Raw genomic sequence first — 16,658 nt, forward strand, 5'->3', positions numbered from 1 at the left:
CCGGGTCGAGTAGGAATATGACTGAACAGCCCGCACACCTGGACAACCAGCCGCTGAACGAACTCGAGGAGCAGCTCGCCCGGGGGGAGCAGCCGGACGCCAACCCGGTGGACGTGATCCTGGCCTTCCTCAACAACGAGGTCTATGTGGTCAGCTCCGACGCCCTTGAGGGCCCCGACTCGCAGGTGGAGCCGCTGGTCCTCGCCAATTCCTCCGGCAAGCCCGTCCTGGCCGTTTTCTCGCACCCGAGCCGCGTCACCGAGCAGTATCTCGCCGCCGCCCCGAACGTGCTGGGCACGCAGGGCGCCGCGATCATCGGCAACCTCGGCGCAGAGCTCGGCATGGTGATCAACCCCGGTGCCGCCTACGGCTTTGAAATCGACCCGGAGGGCGTGGCCAACATCCGCCGCGACTTCAAGCCAACGGACGAGCCCGCGGACGGCACTGCCGACCCGGCTTAGGCCCGTAACCGGCCAGACTGCGACGGCGGTATTCTTCGCGAATACCGCTGTCGCAGCTAGGCCGTCCGCTCCGTGGGGGGAATAATGGCAGCATGCGTCTAGGCGTCCTCGACATCGGGTCCAACACTGTCCATCTCCTGCTGGTCGACGCCCATCCCGGCGCCCGCCCGGTGCCCTACGCCTCGCATAAGCGGCGGCTCTCGCTCGTGCAGTACCTCGACGACGACGGAAACATCGACGACGACGGGCAGCATGAACTGGTCGAGTTCGTCCTCGAGGCGTGGGAATTCGCGGCCAAACACAAAGCCGACGACCTTCTCGCGTTCTGCACCTCGGCCATCCGCGAGGCCACCAACGGCGCTGACGTCCTGGCCCGCGTCAAACATGAAACCACCGTCACCCTCCGGGAGCTTACGGGCAGCGAAGAGGCGTCCATGACCTTCTTCGCAGTCCGGCGCTGGTACGGCTGGGGTGCCGGGCCCATCCTGAACCTGGACATCGGCGGCGGCTCCTTCGAGATGGCCCTCGGACAGGACGAGCTGCCCGAGCTGGCGATGTCCGTTCCGCTCGGTGCCAGCCGGCTGACGCGCGACTGGCTGCCCGAGGACCCGCCCTCGGCCAAGAGCATCAAGGAGCTGCGCCGCTACATCCGCTCCACGCTCAAACCCGCGGTGCGCAAATTCGAGAAGCTGGGCCCGCCCAACCTCGTCGCGGGCACGTCCAAAACTTTCCGGTCCCTCGCCAGGATTGCCGGGGCCGCCCCCAGCGGCGCCGGGCCCTACGTCAAGCGGGAGCTGCTGGCCCTCGACCTCGGGCTCTGGGCGCAGCGGATCTCGGCCATGGAGATAGGGGACAGGCTCCACCTGCCCGGCGTCTCCGAGGCCCGCGCGCCGCAGGTCCTCGCCGGCGCCCTCGTCGCGGAAGCGGCACTGGAAATGTTCAAGTTCGACAGCATGGTGACCTGCCCGTGGGCCCTGCGTGAGGGACTCATCCTCCGCCGCCTGGACCAGCTGGTGTTTGAGGGGCCGATCGATCCCGCGCCGCATGTGGCGGAGCAACCGCCGGCGCGGCTCCTATCGCCGGAAAAGGCTCTCTGAGACGGCTTGGGCCAGTGGCGGATGTCGTGACGGTGTCGATCCGGAGCGTCCTCGATCGTGTAATTGCTGAGAGGCCGGCACGGAGCCGGCTGATTCGACAAGGAGGCACCCGAAATGACGCAGTACCTGCTCAGCATTTACCAGCCGGACGGCCCCGCCCCGGACCCTGAGTTCCTCGAACCCATCATGCGTGACCTGGCGGCCCTGAACCATGAAATGCAGGCGGCGGGGGCCTGGGTGTTCGCCGCGGGTCTCCACCCGGCGGAGTCCGCGACAGTCCTGCGGCCCAACGGGGGCGAGATCCTGGTGACCGACGGGCCGTTCACCGAAGGCAAGGAGCACCTCGGCGGATTCACCGTGATCGAGGCCGAGGATCTGGACGCGGCCCTTGGCTGGGCAAGGAAGCTGGCCGGCGCCACCACACTTCCCGTTGAAGTCCGTCCGTTCCAGCACTAGCCGCCGGGTCGGGGGTGCTGGTGTGGGTGAGCGCCGTGGACATGAGGCAGCGACCGAGGCGGACATCGCCCGGGTGTTCCGGCGCGAGTACGGCCGCGCCGTAGCCGTTCTGACGCGGACGTTCGGGAACATCGATATTGCCGAGGACGCCGTCCAGGATGCCTTTGCCGCGGCGGTCCAGCGCTGGCCCTCGGCCGGCGTCCCGCCCAGCCCGGCTGGCTGGATCATCACGACGGCACGGCACCGGGCGATTGACCGGCTGCGGCGGGAAGCCTCACGCGAGGACAAGCACGCACAGGCGGCCCTGCTCGCGGCGGCGCGGTCCGGGGCCGGACCCGCGCCGGCCGCCGAAGAGCAGTTCCTGGCGGAGCAGTCAGGGGTCGAGGACGTGGACGACGATACTTTGCGGCTGATTTTCACGTGCTGCCATCCTGCCCTGGCCGGGTCCGCCCAGGTGGCGCTGACGCTGCGGCTTCTGGGTGGATTGACGACGGCGGAAATCGCCAGGGCCTTCCTGGTCCCGGAAGCGACCATGGCGCAGCGGCTGGTCCGGGCCAAAGCGAAAATCCGGGATGCCAAAGTCCCATTCCGGGTCCCGCAGGGCGCCGACCTGCCCGAACGGCTCCAATCGGTGCTGGCGGTGGTATACCTCATTTTCAACGAGGGCTACACGGCGGGCCCCGCCGGCGGCCTGGAACGTAAGGAGCTCTGCACGGAAGCTATCCGGCTCGGCAGGCTGTTGGCGTCGCTGATGCCGGACGAGCCGGAAGCGGCGGGGCTGCTGGCGCTGATGCTGCTCATCGAGTCCCGCCGCGCCGCGCGATTCACGCCCGACGGGGGATTGGTGCTGCTCGCGGCCCAGGACCGGGGGCACTGGGACAGCGCCCTGGCCGCCGAAGGCCGTGAGCTGGTGCGCCGGTGCCTGCGCCGGAACCGGCCCGGACCGTATCAGCTCCAGGCGGCGATCAACGCCGTCCACAGCGACGCCGCGACCGCCGGGGACACCGACTGGGCGCAGATCCTGCAGTTGTATGACCAGCTCCTGGCCGTCGCGCCGGGTCCTGTCGTGGCGCTGAACCGCGCCGTGGCCCTGGCAGAGCTCCATGGGCCCGTTGCCGGGCTGGCGGCGGTCGAGGGCCTGGGACTGGACACCTACTACCTCTTCCACGCCGTCCGTGCCGACTTCCTGGTGCGCCTGCGCCGCTATCCGGAGGCCGCCGAAGGCTACAAGCGGGCCTTGGCCCTTGCCGGCAGCGCCGCGGAACGCCGGTTCCTGGAAGGCAGGCTCCGCAGCCCGGTGTTCGGCGGGGCCGCAGACGGTTAGAAACCTGGGCAGGGCCGCGCCCCGTGGCGGGCCCGTTCACGCCGGTTAAAAGAGTAGGGCCGGGCGATCTGGAGCAGGACTTGGGGGAACTCTGCTGCAAATCGCCCGGCGCACCGCCGGCTCCGGGGGAACCGGCTATCATCACTCGCACCTGTTGAGGCACTTTCCAAGGTAATGGCCGATCATGGGTGTGCAGCGAGTTTTCCCTGTGTGTTCGCTGGCAATCCGACGGCGTCCCCGGGTGGTGGCCGGCTCCGCCGCGGGGGCTTTAATCGGGGGCTTTAAACGGCAAAGGCACCGGCGGTACGCTGCGGGAAAATGGGAAAACCCGCTGCAACCACCGGTGCCGCGCAGGCATCCGCATGCCTGCTGCATCACTCGCACCCTCAATGAGGTAGTTACAATGTTAGGTTCCAAAGTTGTGCGCTGACTGCGCTGAAGGTGGGAGCTGGCTGGGAATCACGTCAGACTGCAATGATGGGGAGATGAGCAACCGAATCGCATTCCTGGGCTGTGGGTCGATGAACGAGGCAATTATGGCGGGGCTGATCGACGGCGGCGTCGACCCGGGCGACATTGTCGCGACCGTCCGCCGGGCCGGGCGCGCGGCCGAGCTGGCCCAGCGCCACCACGGGATCACGGCCATCGCGGGCGAAGAAGAGCCGGACAACAATAAACAGGCCGCCACCGGCTCCGCCGTCGTGATCCTGGGCGTCAAACCCGTGGGGATCGCGGACCTGGCCCGGGAAATCAGCGGATCCCTTTCACCGGGCACGATTGTCATCAGCGTTGCGGCCGCCGTGTCACTGGAGCAGCTGGAAGCGGCGCTGCCGGCCGGCCAGCCCGTCATCCGCACGATGCCGAACACGCCGGCGAAGCTGGGCCGCGGCGTCGTCTCCGTCTCGCCGGGGACCAGCTGCTCCGCCGGGCAGCTCCAGCGCGCCAAGGACATCCTCGCCGCCGCCGGCACGGTCGTGGAGATCCCGGAAGAGCAGGTGGACGCCCTCTCCGCGATCAGCGGCTCGGGCCCGGCCTACGCCTTCTACCTGGCGGAGGCCATGGCCGAGGCCGGGGCACGACTGGGCCTGGACCCGGAGCTGTCGCTGTTGCTGGCCCGCGAGACTGTCGCCGGGGCGGGCTTCATGCTGGCCGAGCCCGGCGCGGATCCTGCCGCATTGCGCAAGGCGGTCACGAGCCCGAACGGCACCACGGAACGGGCCATCGCCACCTTTGACGAGCGCGGACTGCCGGCCATCATTGCCGACGGCGCCCGCGCGGCGGCTGAGCGCGCCGCAGAAATCACGCGCCAGCTCGCCTGAGCCGGCCCGGCTCCGGGCAGGCCCCGGAGCCGCAGGCTCCGGTTGTGGCCTAGGGGCGGGCAGCAAACCGTTCGAGCAGGTCCACGTGGCCCGAAACGATGAGCATGTCCCGCGAGGAAACCTTGGTTTCCGGCCGAGCGTAGGTGAAGTCCTCGCCCGGGGACTTCACTCCCACGATCGTGACGCCGTACTTGGACCGGACCTTGGACTCATCGAGGGTGAAGCCCACGGTTTCGCGCGGCGGGTACATCTTGACGATCGCGAAGTCGTCGTCAAACTCGATGAAGTCCAGCATGCGCCCGGAGACCAGGTGCGCGGCGCGGACGCCGGCGTCGGCCTCCGGGTAGATGACGTGGTTGGCGCCGATGCGGGTGAGGATCTTGCCGTGCGAGGGCGTGATGGCCTTGACCCAGAGGTGTTCGATTCCGAGGTCCACGAGGTTCACCGTGATCAGCACCGAGGATTCGATCGAGGTGCCCACGCCCACGACGGCGGAACTGAATTCCTGGGCGCCGAGCTGGCGGAGGGCATCGATGTTGGTGGCGTCGGCTTCCACCACGTGCGTCAGGACGCTCGCCCACTTCTGGACCAGGGTGCGGTCGCGTTCAATGGCCAGGACCTCCCGGCCCTGCTTGACCAACTGTTCTGCGGTGGATGCACCAAAACGGCCCAGCCCGATCACCAGCACGGGGGCATTGTGGGCGGGGCGGTTGACGGCGCCTGAGGAACTAGCCAATGATCGGTCTCTCTTCCGGGTAGTGATACAGCTGGCTGCGCTGGCGCAGGGCCAGGCCGGCGGCAAGGGTGACCGTCCCGACGCGCCCGGCAAACATGAGCAACGCGAGGACGTAAACCCCCTCCGGCGGCAACTCTGCACTGAGGTTGGTGCTGAGGCCCACCGTGGCGAAGGCGGAAATGGTTTCAAACAGGACCCGGTCCAGGGAGGCATGGCTGATATGCAGGAGCAGGAGGGCCGAGACCGAGACGAGGGTGGCGCCGGCGACGATCACCGAGATGGCCACGCGCATGGTGCCCTCGGGGATGGTGCGGCCGTAGATTTTCACGTCCGCGTCGCCGCGGGCCTCGGCGGTGATCGCCAGGAACATCACCGCGATGGTGGTGACCTTGATGCCGCCCGCCGTGGATGCGGAACCTCCGCCGGCGAACATGAGGGCATCAGAGAGCAACATGGTGGTGGACTCCATGTGGTTCTGGTCCACGAGGTTGAAGCCGCCGGAGCGCAACATGACTGAGGCAAACAGCGCATGCGTGATCTTGTCGCCGAGGTCCATGTCCCCGATGGTGCGCAGGTTGTCCCACTCCAGGAAGCCCCACAGGACCGTGCCGGCGGCCAGGAGTATGAAGGACACCTGGATGGTCAGCTTGGTGTGGAGGTTCCATTTCTTCCACCGCAGCCCGTTCTGGTGCAGCACCATGACCACGGGGAAGCCCAGGCTGCCCAGGAACACGCCGAGCATCAACGGGACGAGGATCCAGAGATCGGTTTCGTACGGCACGATTCCGTCCGAATGCGGCGTGAAACCGGCGTTGTTGAACGATGAAATGGCGTAGAAGACCCCGTGCCAGAGGGCCTGGGGGAAACTCTCCCCAAGGAGCAGGAAGCGGGGGATCAGGGTCACGGCCAGGGCCGCCTCGATCACGACGGAGGTCACGATCACGATCCGGAGCAGCGTGCCGACTTCGCCGAGCCGGCCGGCGTTCATGGCCTCTTGGGCGATCAGCTTGCCGCGGACACCAAGTCTCTTGCTCACCATGAGCGCCAGCAGCGACGCGAGGGTCAAGGTGCCCAGGCCGCCCACGAAAATGCCGACCAGGATCACGAGCTGGCCGAAGAAGGACCAGTGCACAGCCGTAGAGACCACGGTCAGGCCCGTGACGCAGACAGCTGACGACGCGGTGAAGAACGCCTGATGCAGCGGTGTGACCTGTCCCGTCGCGGAAGCTAAGGGCAGCGAGAGCAAAGCGGTGAAGACCAAGATCACGACGCCGAACGCCGAGAGCGCCAGGCGGGCGGGCGAGCTGTTCGCGATGCTGTCAATGAAGTCGCGCAGGCGTGTGAAGATCCACAGGCCTTCCCGCTCCGGCATGCCTGGCTGCCAGCTGGCCGGGCTCGTGGACCTCGACTGGCTTTGCGTCATGTTCTTCCTCGGTTGAAACTTCTTCCCCAAGTAGTAAACCACTAAACACCGGGTAATGGCCGGGGGAACGCCCGTGCGCGCGCGGGAAGCCGGGGACCGCTCGGGTAGCCTGTGATTGATGACATTCCTGCCCGGACTCGCTCAGACCGCGCTGCCAACGACGGTGGTGTGGTCCCCAGCCATGACTGCCTACAACTTTGGCCACTCCCACCCGATGGCGCCGGAGCGCATGGAGCTCACAGCGAAGCTGGCCGGCAGCCTTGGACTGCTGGATCTGGACCATGTCACGGTAGCGGCTCCGGACGTCGCCACCGACGCGGAGCTGTGCGCGGTCCACAGCCTGGAGTTTGTGGCCGCCGTGCGGCGCGTGAGCGAAAACCCGGACACCTCCGACCACGCCAGGGGTCTCGGAACCGAGGACGACCCCGCCTTTGCCGGCATGCACGAAGCCAGCGCCCGGCTGGCCGGCGGCTCCCTGCTGGCGGCCGCAGCTGTCCTGGACGGCAGCGCCGTGCGGGCCGTGAACTTCGGCGGCGGGATGCACCACGCCTCCCGGGACCGCGCGAGCGGTTTTTGCATCTACAACGACGCCGCCCTCGCGGTCCAGCGGCTCCTCGACGGCGGCGTCCGGCGGGTGGCCTACGTCGACGTTGATGCGCACCACGGCGACGGCACGCAAAGCATCTTCTGGGACGATCCGCGCGTCCTGACCATTTCGCTGCACGAATCCGGGCTGACCCTCTTCCCGGGCACCGGGTTTGCCAACGAGATCGGCGGACCGAACGCGCAGGGCAGCGCCGTGAACGTCGCCCTCCCGGCCGGCACCGTTGACGCCGGGTGGCTGCGGGCCTTCCACGCCGTCGTGCCCCAGCTCATTGGCGCGTTCGAACCGGAAGTGATCGTCAGCCAGCACGGCTGCGACTCGCACCGGCTTGACCCGCTCACCCACCTGAACATCAGCGTGGACGGCCAGCGCGAGGCCGCCACGGCGATCGGCAACCTCGCCGCGCGCTACTGCGAGAACCGGTGGATTTCCACCGGGGGCGGCGGCTACAACGTAGTCAGCGTGGTGCCGCGGTCCTGGAGCCACCTCATAGCCATCGCCGCCGGCCGCCCGGTGCCGTTGCGCACCCCGGTTCCGGAGGACTGGCGCAACTACGTCAGAGACAAGTACGGCGCCAGGTTCGGCGTGGAGCCTCCCGAGGCGATGGGCGACGACGTGGACCTCTGGTGGCGGTCCTGGGAAGTGGGTTTCGACCCCAACGACGACGTGGACCGCACCATCATGGCCACCCGCAAGGAAGTGTTTCCCCTGCACGGACTGGATCCCTGGTTCGACTGAATCCGGGCCGGGCTTGGGGGCTTGCACCAACGGAACAATTCGTGGATGCCATCTGGCGTATATGTCGCTAGTGTGGAGGGCATGGTGACAGACGACGTATTTGCCGTCATTGCTGAGGCAACCAGGCGTGACATTCTGATAGCCCTCCGCAAGGGGGACAAAGCGGTGGGGGAACTGGTCCAGGAGCTTGAAGCAAGCCAGCCCACCATTTCCAAGCATCTCAAAGTCCTCCGGGAAGCGGACCTGGTGAGCATGCGCGCCCAGGGCCAGAAGCGGTATTACACGCTCAACCCCAAGCCGCTCGCCGGGATCGCCACCTGGCTGCAGGCGTTCGACGTCGGCCCCGCCGCGACGGCGGCCTCGGCCGCAGCCCTCCACCCCGAAGCCGGCCCCGCCGCCGTCCCGGAAGGCCTGGCCGCCGCGGTTCCGCAACCTGCCGTCCCGCAACCTGCCGTCCCGCAACCGGTCGCCGCGCAACCCGCCGCAGCACTCGCGGGCCGCCCTGCCGGCAGCCCGCTGAGCCCCGCCGTCGTCATTCCGGTGGGAACGGCGGGGGAGGACAAGATGCCCCAGCAGATCGGGCGGACCGTGGGCCGGGCCGCCACCAGGGCCGCCGATCTCCTCGCCAACCTGCCCAAGTTCGGCCGCAAGAAGTAGGCTGTCCTGCCCGCGTATGCCGCCCTGGGTATGCGCTGCGGCCGTCCGTTCCGCCCCAAGTGCGGACCCGGCCGATCGTTCGGGCGCCGGGGGCCTGTCATAGGTGCTAGGTGCGGAGGATCCGCACGTGCCCGGGGGTGAGCTCCGCGACCCGGCTGACGCCCAGCAGTGCCATGGTGCGTTCCATGTCCTTCTCCAGGATTTGGAGGGCACGGTCCACGCCGGCCCGCCCGCCGGCCATGAGCCCGTACAGGTAGGCACGGCCGATCAGCGTGAAGTCGGCGCCGAGGGCGAGGGCGGCGATGATGTCCGCGCCGCTCATGATGCCGGTGTCCAGGATGATCGCCGCGTCGCTGCGGTCCGCCTTCAGCGCCGCGGAGACCTCCGGGAGCAGGTGGAACGGAATCGGTGCCCGGTCCAGCTGGCGGCCGCCGTGGTTGGAGAGCACAATCCCGTCCGCGCCATGGTCCACCACCTTGCGGGCGTCGTCGACCGTCTGGATGCCCTTGACCACGAGCTTGCCCTTCCACGTCTCGCGCAGCCAGTCGAGGTCGGCAAAGGTCAGGGTGGGATCGAACATGGAGTTGATGAGGTCCGCGACCGTGCCCGTGTAGCGGGACAGCGACGCGAAAGTCAGCGGCTCGTGGGTGAGGAAGTTGAACCACCACGCGGGCCGGTAGGACGCATCCAGTACGGTCTTGAGTGTCAGGGCGGGCGGGATGGTCATGCCGTTGCGGACGTCGCGGAGCCTGGCGCCGGCGACGGCGGTGTCCACCGTGACCATGAGCGTGTCATTGCCCGCCGCGGCGGCACGCTGGATCAGTTCCAGTGAACGCTCGCGGTCCGTCCACAGGTACAGCTGGAACCAGTTGCGGCCCGTGGGTGCGGCGGCGGCCACGTCCTCGAGCGACGCCGTGCCCATGGTGGAGAGGGTGTACGGAATGCCGGCGGCTGCGGCGGCCTGGGAACCGGCGTATTCGCCCTCGGACTGCATCATCCGGGTGAAGCCGGTGGGCGCGATCCCCACCGGGAGGCGGGACGGCCCGCCCAGGATGTCAGTGCTGAGGTCGATGCTGGAGACGTCCCGCAGGACCCCGGGCCGGAATTCAATGTCCAGGAACGCCTGGCGGGCGCGGCGGAGGGAGATTTCGGCCTCGGCGGCGCCGTCCGTGTAATCGAAGGGCGCCTGGGGTGTGCGGCGCTTGGCCATGTCCCGCAGGTCCCAGATGGTGCTGGCACGGCGCAGCCTGGCGGCCCTGCTGAATTCCGGCTTCTTGAACTGCATCAGGGGAGCAAAGTCGGCGTACTTGGGCACGCGGCGCTTCAGCGCGGCGGGGAGCCCGCGGGCGGCCGCGGCTGTGTGCTGCCCGGACGCGGAGACAGCAGGGCCAGGGGCCGTGGCCGCGGGAGTGGTCGGAGCCTCGGGGTTGCCGGGCGGGACGGTGTGCGTCATGGCTGCCTCCATTTGCGGATCGGATGCTGTGCTGGGTTTCCTCACACTCTAGGTGGTGCCGGTGTGCGTCGAAATGTCATGTCGCGGCAGCGCCGGCGAACACCGCCGCGACGTGCCTGCCCGGCGACCACGGACCTGGTCCTGGGCCGCCCGGAACTGGCCGCCCGTGGATTGTTACGCCCGGCGTTTGCTCCGGCCGCGGCTCCGGGGCTATCGTCAACGCTATGACTAACCGTTGGTATGCGTATTTTTCGTTGGCTCTGGAGGGGCCCGCGTCTAACTGACACGCATCCAACTTTCCTTCAGAGCCATCAGGGCAGAGATTATTCTCTGCCCTTCGCCATTTCTTCGGCGGGTTCTGACCAGGGCCCGCTCCGCACCCGGAACAGGACCCGAATATGAGCATCGAAGCAGCCACCGGCCCCCAACACTCCACCTCGAACCTGCGCGTCAGCGAGTTCACCCCGCTGCCCACCCCGCAGGACATCATGGCGGAACTGCCCCTGGAGGCCCGCCTGGCCGAGGTGGTCGGACGGGGCCGGGACGAGGTCCGGGCCATCCTGGACGGTGTGGACGACAGGCTGCTCGTCATCGTGGGCCCCTGCTCCATCCACGACCCCAAGGCGGGCCTGGAATACGCCCGCCGGCTGGTCAGCCAGGCAGAGAAGCACCGCGAAGACCTGCTGATCGTCATGCGCACCTACTTCGAAAAGCCGCGCACCACGGTGGGCTGGAAGGGCCTGATCAACGACCCTCGGCTGGACGGCAGCCACGACATCGCCGCGGGCCTGCGCGCGGCCCGGTCCTTCCTGCGCCAGGTCACCGCCCTCGGCCTGCCCACCGCCACCGAGTTCCTCGAGCCCATCAGCCCCCAGTACGTCGCGGACCTGGTCGCCTGGGGCGCGATCGGCGCCCGCACCACGGAGAGCCAGATCCACCGCCAGCTGGCCTCCGGGCTGTCGATGCCGATCGGCTTCAAGAACGGGACCGACGGCGATCTCCAGGTGGCGCTGGACGCGTGCAGCGCCGCCGCTGCCGCCCAGGCGTTCCTCGGGATCGACGACGACGGCCGGGCGGCGCTTGTGGCTACCGCCGGCAACCCGGACACCCACGTCATCCTCCGCGGCGGACGCAAGGGCCCCAACTACTCAGCCGCCGATGTTGAAGCGGCCTCAGCGAAACTCGCCGCGAAGCAGCTCAACCCCCGTCTGATCGTCGACGCCAGCCACGCCAACAGCGGCAAGAACCACCACCGCCAGGCCGAGGTCGCCCTCGAAATCGGTGCGCAGCTGGAAAGTGCCGGAGCCGCCGCCGGGGCCATCGCCGGCGTCATGCTCGAGAGCTTCCTGGTGGGCGGGGCCCAGAACCTTGATGTCAACGCCGTTACCGGCTCCGGACGGGACGGGCTGGTCTACGGCCAGAGCGTCACGGATGCCTGCATGGACTGGGACGTGACGGCGTCGGTACTGGGCCAGCTGGCCGCCTCGGCCCGCACGCGGCGGACCCGTGCCTGAGGGAGGAGCAGGAGGAGGAGCGTGCCGCGGGATTTTCGAGATTCCTGCGGAAATCGTGTGGGGATTCCTGAGGAAGTCTTTCACTTTGGCACCATGAGCAACTAGTGTTGCTAACACATGGTTGTTTGATGGCTCAGCATCGGCACACCGCCATGTCAACAGGTGGGGCTGCCGTTCGCTTGAGCAAAGGAATAGGGAAATGTCTACGGAGGCCAACTTCTCCAAGGCCCGTTTTTTGACCGTGGCCGAAGTCGCGGAACTTATGCGGGTATCGAAAATGACTGTGTACCGTCTTGTGCATTCGGGGGAGATGCCGGCCGTGCGGTTCGGCCGCTCCTACCGCGTGCCGGAAAACGCCGTCGAGCAGTACCTCAAGGGTGCCGTCGTCGACCGGAATGACGGCCACGCCGGAACTGGCTGACCAGTCAGCGGCAACATTCACAGCGTGAATCGACTGCTTTGGGTCCCGCACGGGACCCGCGGTCGTGGGGTGCCTCGCAGAGGCGGTACCCTGTTAAGGAACGTTTTACGTCATTGTAAGAACCTGTCAGTTGCTTCAGTCTGCTGCTTAGCCCGCGGACCCTTCCCAACAGGCAGGTACTGCATCTAGCCGGTAAGGAACTTTCGTGGGTTCAGTTATTAAGAAGCGTCGCAAGCGTATGGCCAAGAAGAAGCACCGCAAGCTGCTTCGCAAGACGCGCCACCAGCGTCGCAATAAGAAGTAGCAATACTTCGAAATGCATGAAATGCCCGTTGCCTTCCAGGCGACGGGCATTTTTCTTGCCCTTCGGCGGTTGAGTTCGCGCCGGGACGACGCCGGGGAGGCGGCGGGTGGATTTCGCGCCGGATTCGGACCCGGGCTACGGAATCTGAGGACGGCGGCCCGGATCCGCGCCGCGCCTGTCCGAAGCCGCCGCGGAATCGTTGCGCGGCCTAGCGGCTGGGGCCGCGGAAGCGGGAGAACCCCCGCCACAGGCCGTAGATGGCCCCTCCGACCGTCGCGGCCTTGAAGCCCAGAGTGGCGGCGCGCCGGCCGGCACGGAAGTCGTAGACCGGCCAGTTGTGCTCGCGGGCGTAACGGCGCAGCTTGGAGTCGGGATTGATGGCAACGGGGTGCCCCACCATGCTCAGCAACGGGATGTCGTTGTGGGAATCGCTGTACGCCCAGCAACGGCTCAGGTCCAGGCCCTGCTCCTCGGCAATGTGCTGGACCGCGACCGCTTTGGCCGGTCCATGGAGGATCTCGCCCACAAGCCGTCCCGTGTACGAGCCGTCCATGATCTCGCCAACTGTGCCCAGCGCCCCGGTCAGGCCCAGCCGGGCGGCAATGACAGTGGCCACCTCGATCGGCGTCGCCGTGACGAGCCATACCTTGCGCCCGACCCGGAGATGCTGTTCGGCCAGGGCCTTTGCCCCCGGCCAGATCCGCGACTCAATCATCTCGTCGTAGACCTCTTCGCCCAACGCCTCGATGTCCTTGGCCGTGATGCCGGCGGCCAGCGTCAGGGCGGAATCGCGGACTGCATGGACGTCATCCATGTTTTCGCCGCGCAGCACGAACATGAACTGCTTCCAGGCGAACCCGGCAGCCTGCGGCAGGGTGAAGGCGCCACGCTGGTGAAGCTTGCGGGCGACATGGAAAAGGCTTGCGCCCTTCATGAGGGTGTTGTCGACGTCGAAAAATGCGGCCTCGCCGTGCTGCGTCGATGCAGCAGGCTCATTGGCCACAATGACGTATTTCTCCTCGGGCATGCCACGAGTCTAGTCAATGACAGGCCCCGGGCCGGCCGCCGGACGCGCGACGCGCGACGCGACGGCAGGACGGGCCCGGACCCGGGCGGACTGAGCCGCGCGTCGACGCCGAAGTGGCCGCCGGGCTACGGTGGATGCATGGCCAAACCCGCACACTTACCCGATGTAGTTCTGATCACCAAGGCTGACTGTCACCTGTGCACAGAGGCGCGTGCCGCCGTCGGCCGGGTCACCGCTGCGCTCGGAATAGATTGGTCGGAAAAATCGGTGGACGACGACGCCGGGCTGCGGGAACGTTTCGCCGAGGAGATCCCTGTGGTGCTGGTCAACGGCGTCCAGCGGGATTTCTGGAAGATCGACGAGGCCCGCCTGACCCGGACCCTGCAACGGGTCCTCGACCAGCCCTCCTGACGGCGGGGTGCTTTGTTGCGTGATGCGCGGGGGCTCTAGAGTGGGAAGCACAACGCGACGCAATGGAGCAGATAGTGACTTCGCTGGATTCATCTCCCGGGCCTGTCCCCGGGGGAGCCGGGACTGCGGCCAAACAGATTCCGCCCGCAGCCGTGGCCCGGCTGACCATCTATCTGCGCGCCCTGACCACGCTGCTGGCTGACGGGGTGGACCGGGTCTCGTCCGAGTCGCTGGCCGAGGCCTCCGGAGTCAGCTCCTCGACGCTGCGCAAGGACCTCTCCTATGTCGGCTCCTACGGAACCCGGGGTGTCGGTTATGAGGTCCAGTACCTCAACCGCAACATCGCCGCCGCCCTCGGGCTGACGCACGACTGGAAAGTCGCGATCGTCGGTGCGGGCAACCTCGGCAAAGCCCTGGCCCGGTACGGCGGATTCGAGTCTCGAGGCTTTGACATTGTGGCAATCTTCGACGCCGACCAGATGGTGGTGGGCAGTGAAGTCGGTTGGCTGCGGGTCAGCGACGCCGCCGACCTTGAGCCGGTACTGCAACGGACCGGTGCCAACATGGTGGTCCTCGCTTTGCCCGCGGCGGTGGCCCAGGACGTCTGCGACCGGGTGATAGCCGCCGGCGTGCGGAGCATCCTCAGCTTCGCGCCGGTGATGCTGCAGGTCCCGCCGGGAGTCAACCTGCGCAAGGTGGACATGGCAACGGAACTGCAGATTCTGGCCTATCACGCACAAAGGGCGCAGGACCCGGAAGACGCCGACTAAGATCGGCCAGCCCTCCGGTTCCCGCGCCCGCTGAGTGGTATCACACTGGGTGGTTCTTGGCGACGCTACTTCCCGAAGGGGGCTCCGGGCTGTCCATAGGGGTTGGCAAAGGGCTGCCGCTTCTGGAAATACGGCGCTGCCGCGGGCAGGTAAAGCAGCACGATAGCCGCAATGCCCACGAGTGCCGCCAGGGTGGCGAGGCTGAGCGGGATGATGTTGAAGACCGACAATGCGGCGAACACGGTGCCCAGGATGCGGGCCCAGTTCCTGCCCTTGCGGACATTGAATGCCACGAGGGCGTACAGCGCGGCGCTGATAGCGGCAAACACCACGATGGTGCCGATCAGGACACCCTTGATGGATTCGAAGTCGACGCTCGTGCCGCTCGCTGCCATCTGCTGCTCGAACATGTCCCTGACGGCAGGGGTGTCCAGGGTTCCCAGGGACACCAGCATGGAGATGACCCACAAGACTCCGGCTGCGATGATCAGCCAGAACGACGTATTGACCAACTGGGGAACCGCGCCATGAGCCTGCGGCTGGTCGGACGGGTACTGGGCGTAGGGGGACTGGCCGTACGGGGACTGGCTGTACTGCGGTGCCTGCGGGGCGTTCTGGCCGTAGGCGGGAGGTGCCTGCTGGCCGTACTGCGGTGCCTGGGGAGCGTTCTGGCCGTAGGCGGGAGGTGCCTGCTGGCCGTACTGCGGCGTCTGCGGGGCGTTCTGGCCGTAGGCCGGGGGTGCCTGCTGGCCGTACTGCGGCGTCTGAGGGGCGTTCTGGCCGTAGGCCGGGGGTGCCTGCTCGCCGTACTGCGGAGTCTGCGGGGCGTTCTGGCCGTACTGCGGTGCCTGCGGGGCCGGCGTGGATTCGCCGCCCGGCTCGGAGCCGTTGGGAGGCGGGGGCTGGACTGGGGGATTGCTCATGAAGCGGTCCTTTGCGTGTCGATCGAATCGGCCACCGGGATCAGAGATCCTGCCCTGCCCCCAGCATGGTTTAGCTCAACCGTACCGCGGGCCGGCCGCCGTGTGGATCATTCCGGAGAGGTATTCTCAAGCCTCATTCGATGGCCGGCGCGTGGCGGCGGGGGAGACCTGGCGCTGCCACGATTCCGCGGGTGCCCTGTGCGGCGGCAGGCCTAGATTCGGCCCCGGTTGGCGGCAAACCAGGCCTGTGCGTTCGGCAGCCACATGAGAACGGTCGCCACGAGGCTGATGAGGAAGCCCGGCAGGCCCCCGCCCGCCCGGCCGTCGGCGATGCCGGAACTGATGAGTGCCAGCACCAAGGAGATGCCGGCAAGGATGGTGAGGGCGAAGCGGGCCCATTCCCGGCCTTCCTTCATCTTCATGGCCAGGATGATCTGAGCGGTTGCCAGTGCGAGCGCCACGATCACGAGCAGCAGCACCAGGAGCCCGATTGCCGGCGCGAAGGCGACCAGGACGAAGGACCCGAACAGCCCGATGACTCCACCGAGGAGGCCCAGGAGCCCGCCGATCAGCCAGATCCAGTAGGAGACCTTCAGCTCGGTGGGCATTGCAGCAACCTTGAACATGCCGGAGAGCCCGCCGGCAGGCAGTGCATCGCCGAAGTTCCTGGGGCGGTCGGTAGGCATCTCGAAGCGGAATCCGCCGGCCGACGCCGGCCGGCCCTGGTACCCCGGCGGCGGTGCCTGGTACCCGGGCGGCGGTGCCTGGTACCCGGGCGGCGGTGCCTGGTATCCGGGAGGGGGCGGCGGGTTGGCGGGAAGCTGCGGTGGGCCGGCGGGCGGGACGCTGCCCGACACCGGCGGCTGGGCGCCCGGCTGCTGCGGAGGTACATCACTCGGGTTGCTCATGGCTCTCACTGTAGACCGCCGTTTCCCTGTTATCTAGGGAATCTGGAGCCGCGTCGCGGTGCCCGACGGCGGCGCCGGAGAGGGGCCGACAGCAGCGGCGAAAAACAACAGC

At 67.7% G+C, this 16,658-nt stretch carries 18 protein-coding genes; 12 read left to right on the top strand and 6 right to left on the bottom strand.

From position 1 onward, the window contains the following. Positions 1-17: 17 nt before the first annotated feature. From AC1DZV_RS04050 to proC, 5 genes are all read left to right on the top strand, one after another. Entirely contained in the window at positions 18-461 is a 444-nt protein-coding gene (locus AC1DZV_RS04050) for an SseB family protein (RefSeq protein ID WP_028277718.1), read from the top strand. A 92-nt stretch (positions 462-553) separates the two neighbouring features. Then, positions 554-1,558, top strand: coding sequence for a Ppx/GppA family phosphatase (locus AC1DZV_RS04055; RefSeq protein WP_476951460.1), 1,005 nt, complete (start codon positions 554-556; stop codon positions 1,556-1,558). A gap of 114 nt (positions 1,559-1,672) precedes the next feature. Continuing rightward, the gene (locus AC1DZV_RS04060; protein WP_028277719.1) at positions 1,673-2,014 is read left to right on the top strand and encodes a YciI family protein; all 342 of its coding nucleotides are present in this window, start codon (positions 1,673-1,675) and stop codon (positions 2,012-2,014) included. Between the two features lie 22 nt (positions 2,015-2,036). Further along, a complete protein-coding gene (locus tag AC1DZV_RS04065) occupies positions 2,037-3,338 on the top strand; it encodes an RNA polymerase sigma factor (RefSeq protein WP_476953020.1) in 1,302 nt (433 codons plus the stop codon). A 485-nt stretch (positions 3,339-3,823) separates the two neighbouring features. Next, positions 3,824-4,657, top strand: coding sequence for a pyrroline-5-carboxylate reductase (gene proC, locus AC1DZV_RS04070; protein ID WP_028277720.1), 834 nt, complete (start codon positions 3,824-3,826; stop codon positions 4,655-4,657). 49 nt (positions 4,658-4,706) lie between these two features. Here proC and AC1DZV_RS04075 read toward each other — a convergent pair whose 3' ends face one another. After that, complete coding sequence (locus tag AC1DZV_RS04075; RefSeq protein ID WP_026266712.1) at positions 4,707-5,345, bottom strand: potassium channel family protein; 639 nt, start codon at positions 5,343-5,345, stop codon at positions 4,707-4,709. Positions 5,346-5,385: 40 nt separating this feature from the next. Continuing rightward, complete coding sequence (locus tag AC1DZV_RS04080) at positions 5,386-6,816, bottom strand: TrkH family potassium uptake protein (RefSeq protein ID WP_028277722.1); 1,431 nt, start codon at positions 6,814-6,816, stop codon at positions 5,386-5,388. Positions 6,817-6,934: 118 nt separating this feature from the next. On the opposite strand from AC1DZV_RS04080, the gene AC1DZV_RS04085 reads away from it, so the two are divergent. After that, positions 6,935-8,158 (top strand): acetoin utilization protein AcuC, encoded by a 1,224-nt coding sequence (locus AC1DZV_RS04085; RefSeq protein ID WP_476953021.1) that lies wholly within the window; start codon positions 6,935-6,937, stop codon positions 8,156-8,158. An 81-nt stretch (positions 8,159-8,239) separates the two neighbouring features. Next, positions 8,240-8,815 (top strand): ArsR/SmtB family transcription factor, encoded by a 576-nt coding sequence (locus AC1DZV_RS04090; RefSeq protein ID WP_476953022.1) that lies wholly within the window; start codon positions 8,240-8,242, stop codon positions 8,813-8,815. A 106-nt stretch (positions 8,816-8,921) separates the two neighbouring features. Here AC1DZV_RS04090 and AC1DZV_RS04095 read toward each other — a convergent pair whose 3' ends face one another. Beyond that, on the bottom strand, positions 8,922-10,268 hold the full coding sequence (locus tag AC1DZV_RS04095; protein ID WP_476953023.1) for an alpha-hydroxy acid oxidase: 1,347 nt from the start codon (positions 10,266-10,268) through the stop codon (positions 8,922-8,924). Positions 10,269-10,666: 398 nt separating this feature from the next. On the opposite strand from AC1DZV_RS04095, the gene AC1DZV_RS04100 reads away from it, so the two are divergent. The 3 genes from AC1DZV_RS04100 to AC1DZV_RS04110 all read left to right on the top strand — a co-directional run bounded on the left by AC1DZV_RS04100 (position 10,667) and on the right by AC1DZV_RS04110 (position 12,507). After that, complete coding sequence (locus AC1DZV_RS04100; protein WP_476953024.1) at positions 10,667-11,782, top strand: 3-deoxy-7-phosphoheptulonate synthase; 1,116 nt, start codon at positions 10,667-10,669, stop codon at positions 11,780-11,782. 199 nt (positions 11,783-11,981) lie between these two features. After that, positions 11,982-12,203, top strand: coding sequence for a helix-turn-helix domain-containing protein (locus tag AC1DZV_RS04105; protein WP_018775046.1), 222 nt, complete (start codon positions 11,982-11,984; stop codon positions 12,201-12,203). A gap of 205 nt (positions 12,204-12,408) precedes the next feature. Next, positions 12,409-12,507, top strand: coding sequence for a 30S ribosomal protein bS22 (locus AC1DZV_RS04110; protein WP_003792170.1), 99 nt, complete (start codon positions 12,409-12,411; stop codon positions 12,505-12,507). Positions 12,508-12,715: 208 nt separating this feature from the next. Here the strand turns inward: AC1DZV_RS04110 and AC1DZV_RS04115 are convergent, their stop codons facing one another. After that, positions 12,716-13,534 (bottom strand): HAD family hydrolase, encoded by an 819-nt coding sequence (locus tag AC1DZV_RS04115; protein WP_026537389.1) that lies wholly within the window; start codon positions 13,532-13,534, stop codon positions 12,716-12,718. Between the two features lie 138 nt (positions 13,535-13,672). Between AC1DZV_RS04115 and AC1DZV_RS04120 the strand changes: the two genes are divergently transcribed. Beyond that, a complete protein-coding gene (locus AC1DZV_RS04120) occupies positions 13,673-13,945 on the top strand; it encodes a glutaredoxin family protein (protein WP_476943090.1) in 273 nt (90 codons plus the stop codon). Between the two features lie 74 nt (positions 13,946-14,019). After that, positions 14,020-14,715 carry a redox-sensing transcriptional repressor Rex gene (locus AC1DZV_RS04125; protein ID WP_079555510.1) on the top strand — a complete coding sequence of 232 codons (696 nt, stop codon included), beginning with the start codon at positions 14,020-14,022 and terminating at the stop codon, positions 14,713-14,715. Between the two features lie 65 nt (positions 14,716-14,780). On the opposite strand, the gene AC1DZV_RS04130 is transcribed toward AC1DZV_RS04125, so the two are convergent. Next, positions 14,781-15,638 carry a hypothetical protein gene (locus AC1DZV_RS04130; protein WP_476951466.1) on the bottom strand — a complete coding sequence of 286 codons (858 nt, stop codon included), beginning with the start codon at positions 15,636-15,638 and terminating at the stop codon, positions 14,781-14,783. Between the two features lie 212 nt (positions 15,639-15,850). Then, a complete protein-coding gene (locus AC1DZV_RS04135; protein ID WP_476953025.1) occupies positions 15,851-16,546 on the bottom strand; it encodes a hypothetical protein in 696 nt (231 codons plus the stop codon). Positions 16,547-16,658 lie beyond the last annotated feature (112 nt).

The sequence above is a fragment of the Arthrobacter sp. P1_D12 genome, assembly GCF_056406175.1.

Coding starts and splice junctions, on each gene's coding strand:
- AC1DZV_RS04115 (WP_026537389.1), bottom strand. CDS start 13,534: ATGCCCGAGGAGAAATACGTCATTGTGGCCAATGAGCCTGCTGCATCG.
- AC1DZV_RS04095 (WP_476953023.1), bottom strand. CDS start 10,268: ATGACGCACACCGTCCCGCCCGGCAACCCCGAGGCTCCGACCACTCCC.
- proC (WP_028277720.1), top strand. CDS start 3,824: ATGAGCAACCGAATCGCATTCCTGGGCTGTGGGTCGATGAACGAGGCA.
- AC1DZV_RS04055 (WP_476951460.1), top strand. CDS start 554: ATGCGTCTAGGCGTCCTCGACATCGGGTCCAACACTGTCCATCTCCTG.
- AC1DZV_RS04130 (WP_476951466.1), bottom strand. CDS start 15,638: ATGAGCAATCCCCCAGTCCAGCCCCCGCCTCCCAACGGCTCCGAGCCG.
- AC1DZV_RS04085 (WP_476953021.1), top strand. CDS start 6,935: ATGACATTCCTGCCCGGACTCGCTCAGACCGCGCTGCCAACGACGGTG.
- AC1DZV_RS04120 (WP_476943090.1), top strand. CDS start 13,673: ATGGCCAAACCCGCACACTTACCCGATGTAGTTCTGATCACCAAGGCT.
- AC1DZV_RS04100 (WP_476953024.1), top strand. CDS start 10,667: ATGAGCATCGAAGCAGCCACCGGCCCCCAACACTCCACCTCGAACCTG.
- AC1DZV_RS04050 (WP_028277718.1), top strand. CDS start 18: ATGACTGAACAGCCCGCACACCTGGACAACCAGCCGCTGAACGAACTC.
- AC1DZV_RS04060 (WP_028277719.1), top strand. CDS start 1,673: ATGACGCAGTACCTGCTCAGCATTTACCAGCCGGACGGCCCCGCCCCG.
- AC1DZV_RS04105 (WP_018775046.1), top strand. CDS start 11,982: ATGTCTACGGAGGCCAACTTCTCCAAGGCCCGTTTTTTGACCGTGGCC.
- AC1DZV_RS04080 (WP_028277722.1), bottom strand. CDS start 6,816: ATGACGCAAAGCCAGTCGAGGTCCACGAGCCCGGCCAGCTGGCAGCCA.
- AC1DZV_RS04090 (WP_476953022.1), top strand. CDS start 8,240: ATGGTGACAGACGACGTATTTGCCGTCATTGCTGAGGCAACCAGGCGT.
- AC1DZV_RS04135 (WP_476953025.1), bottom strand. CDS start 16,546: ATGAGCAACCCGAGTGATGTACCTCCGCAGCAGCCGGGCGCCCAGCCG.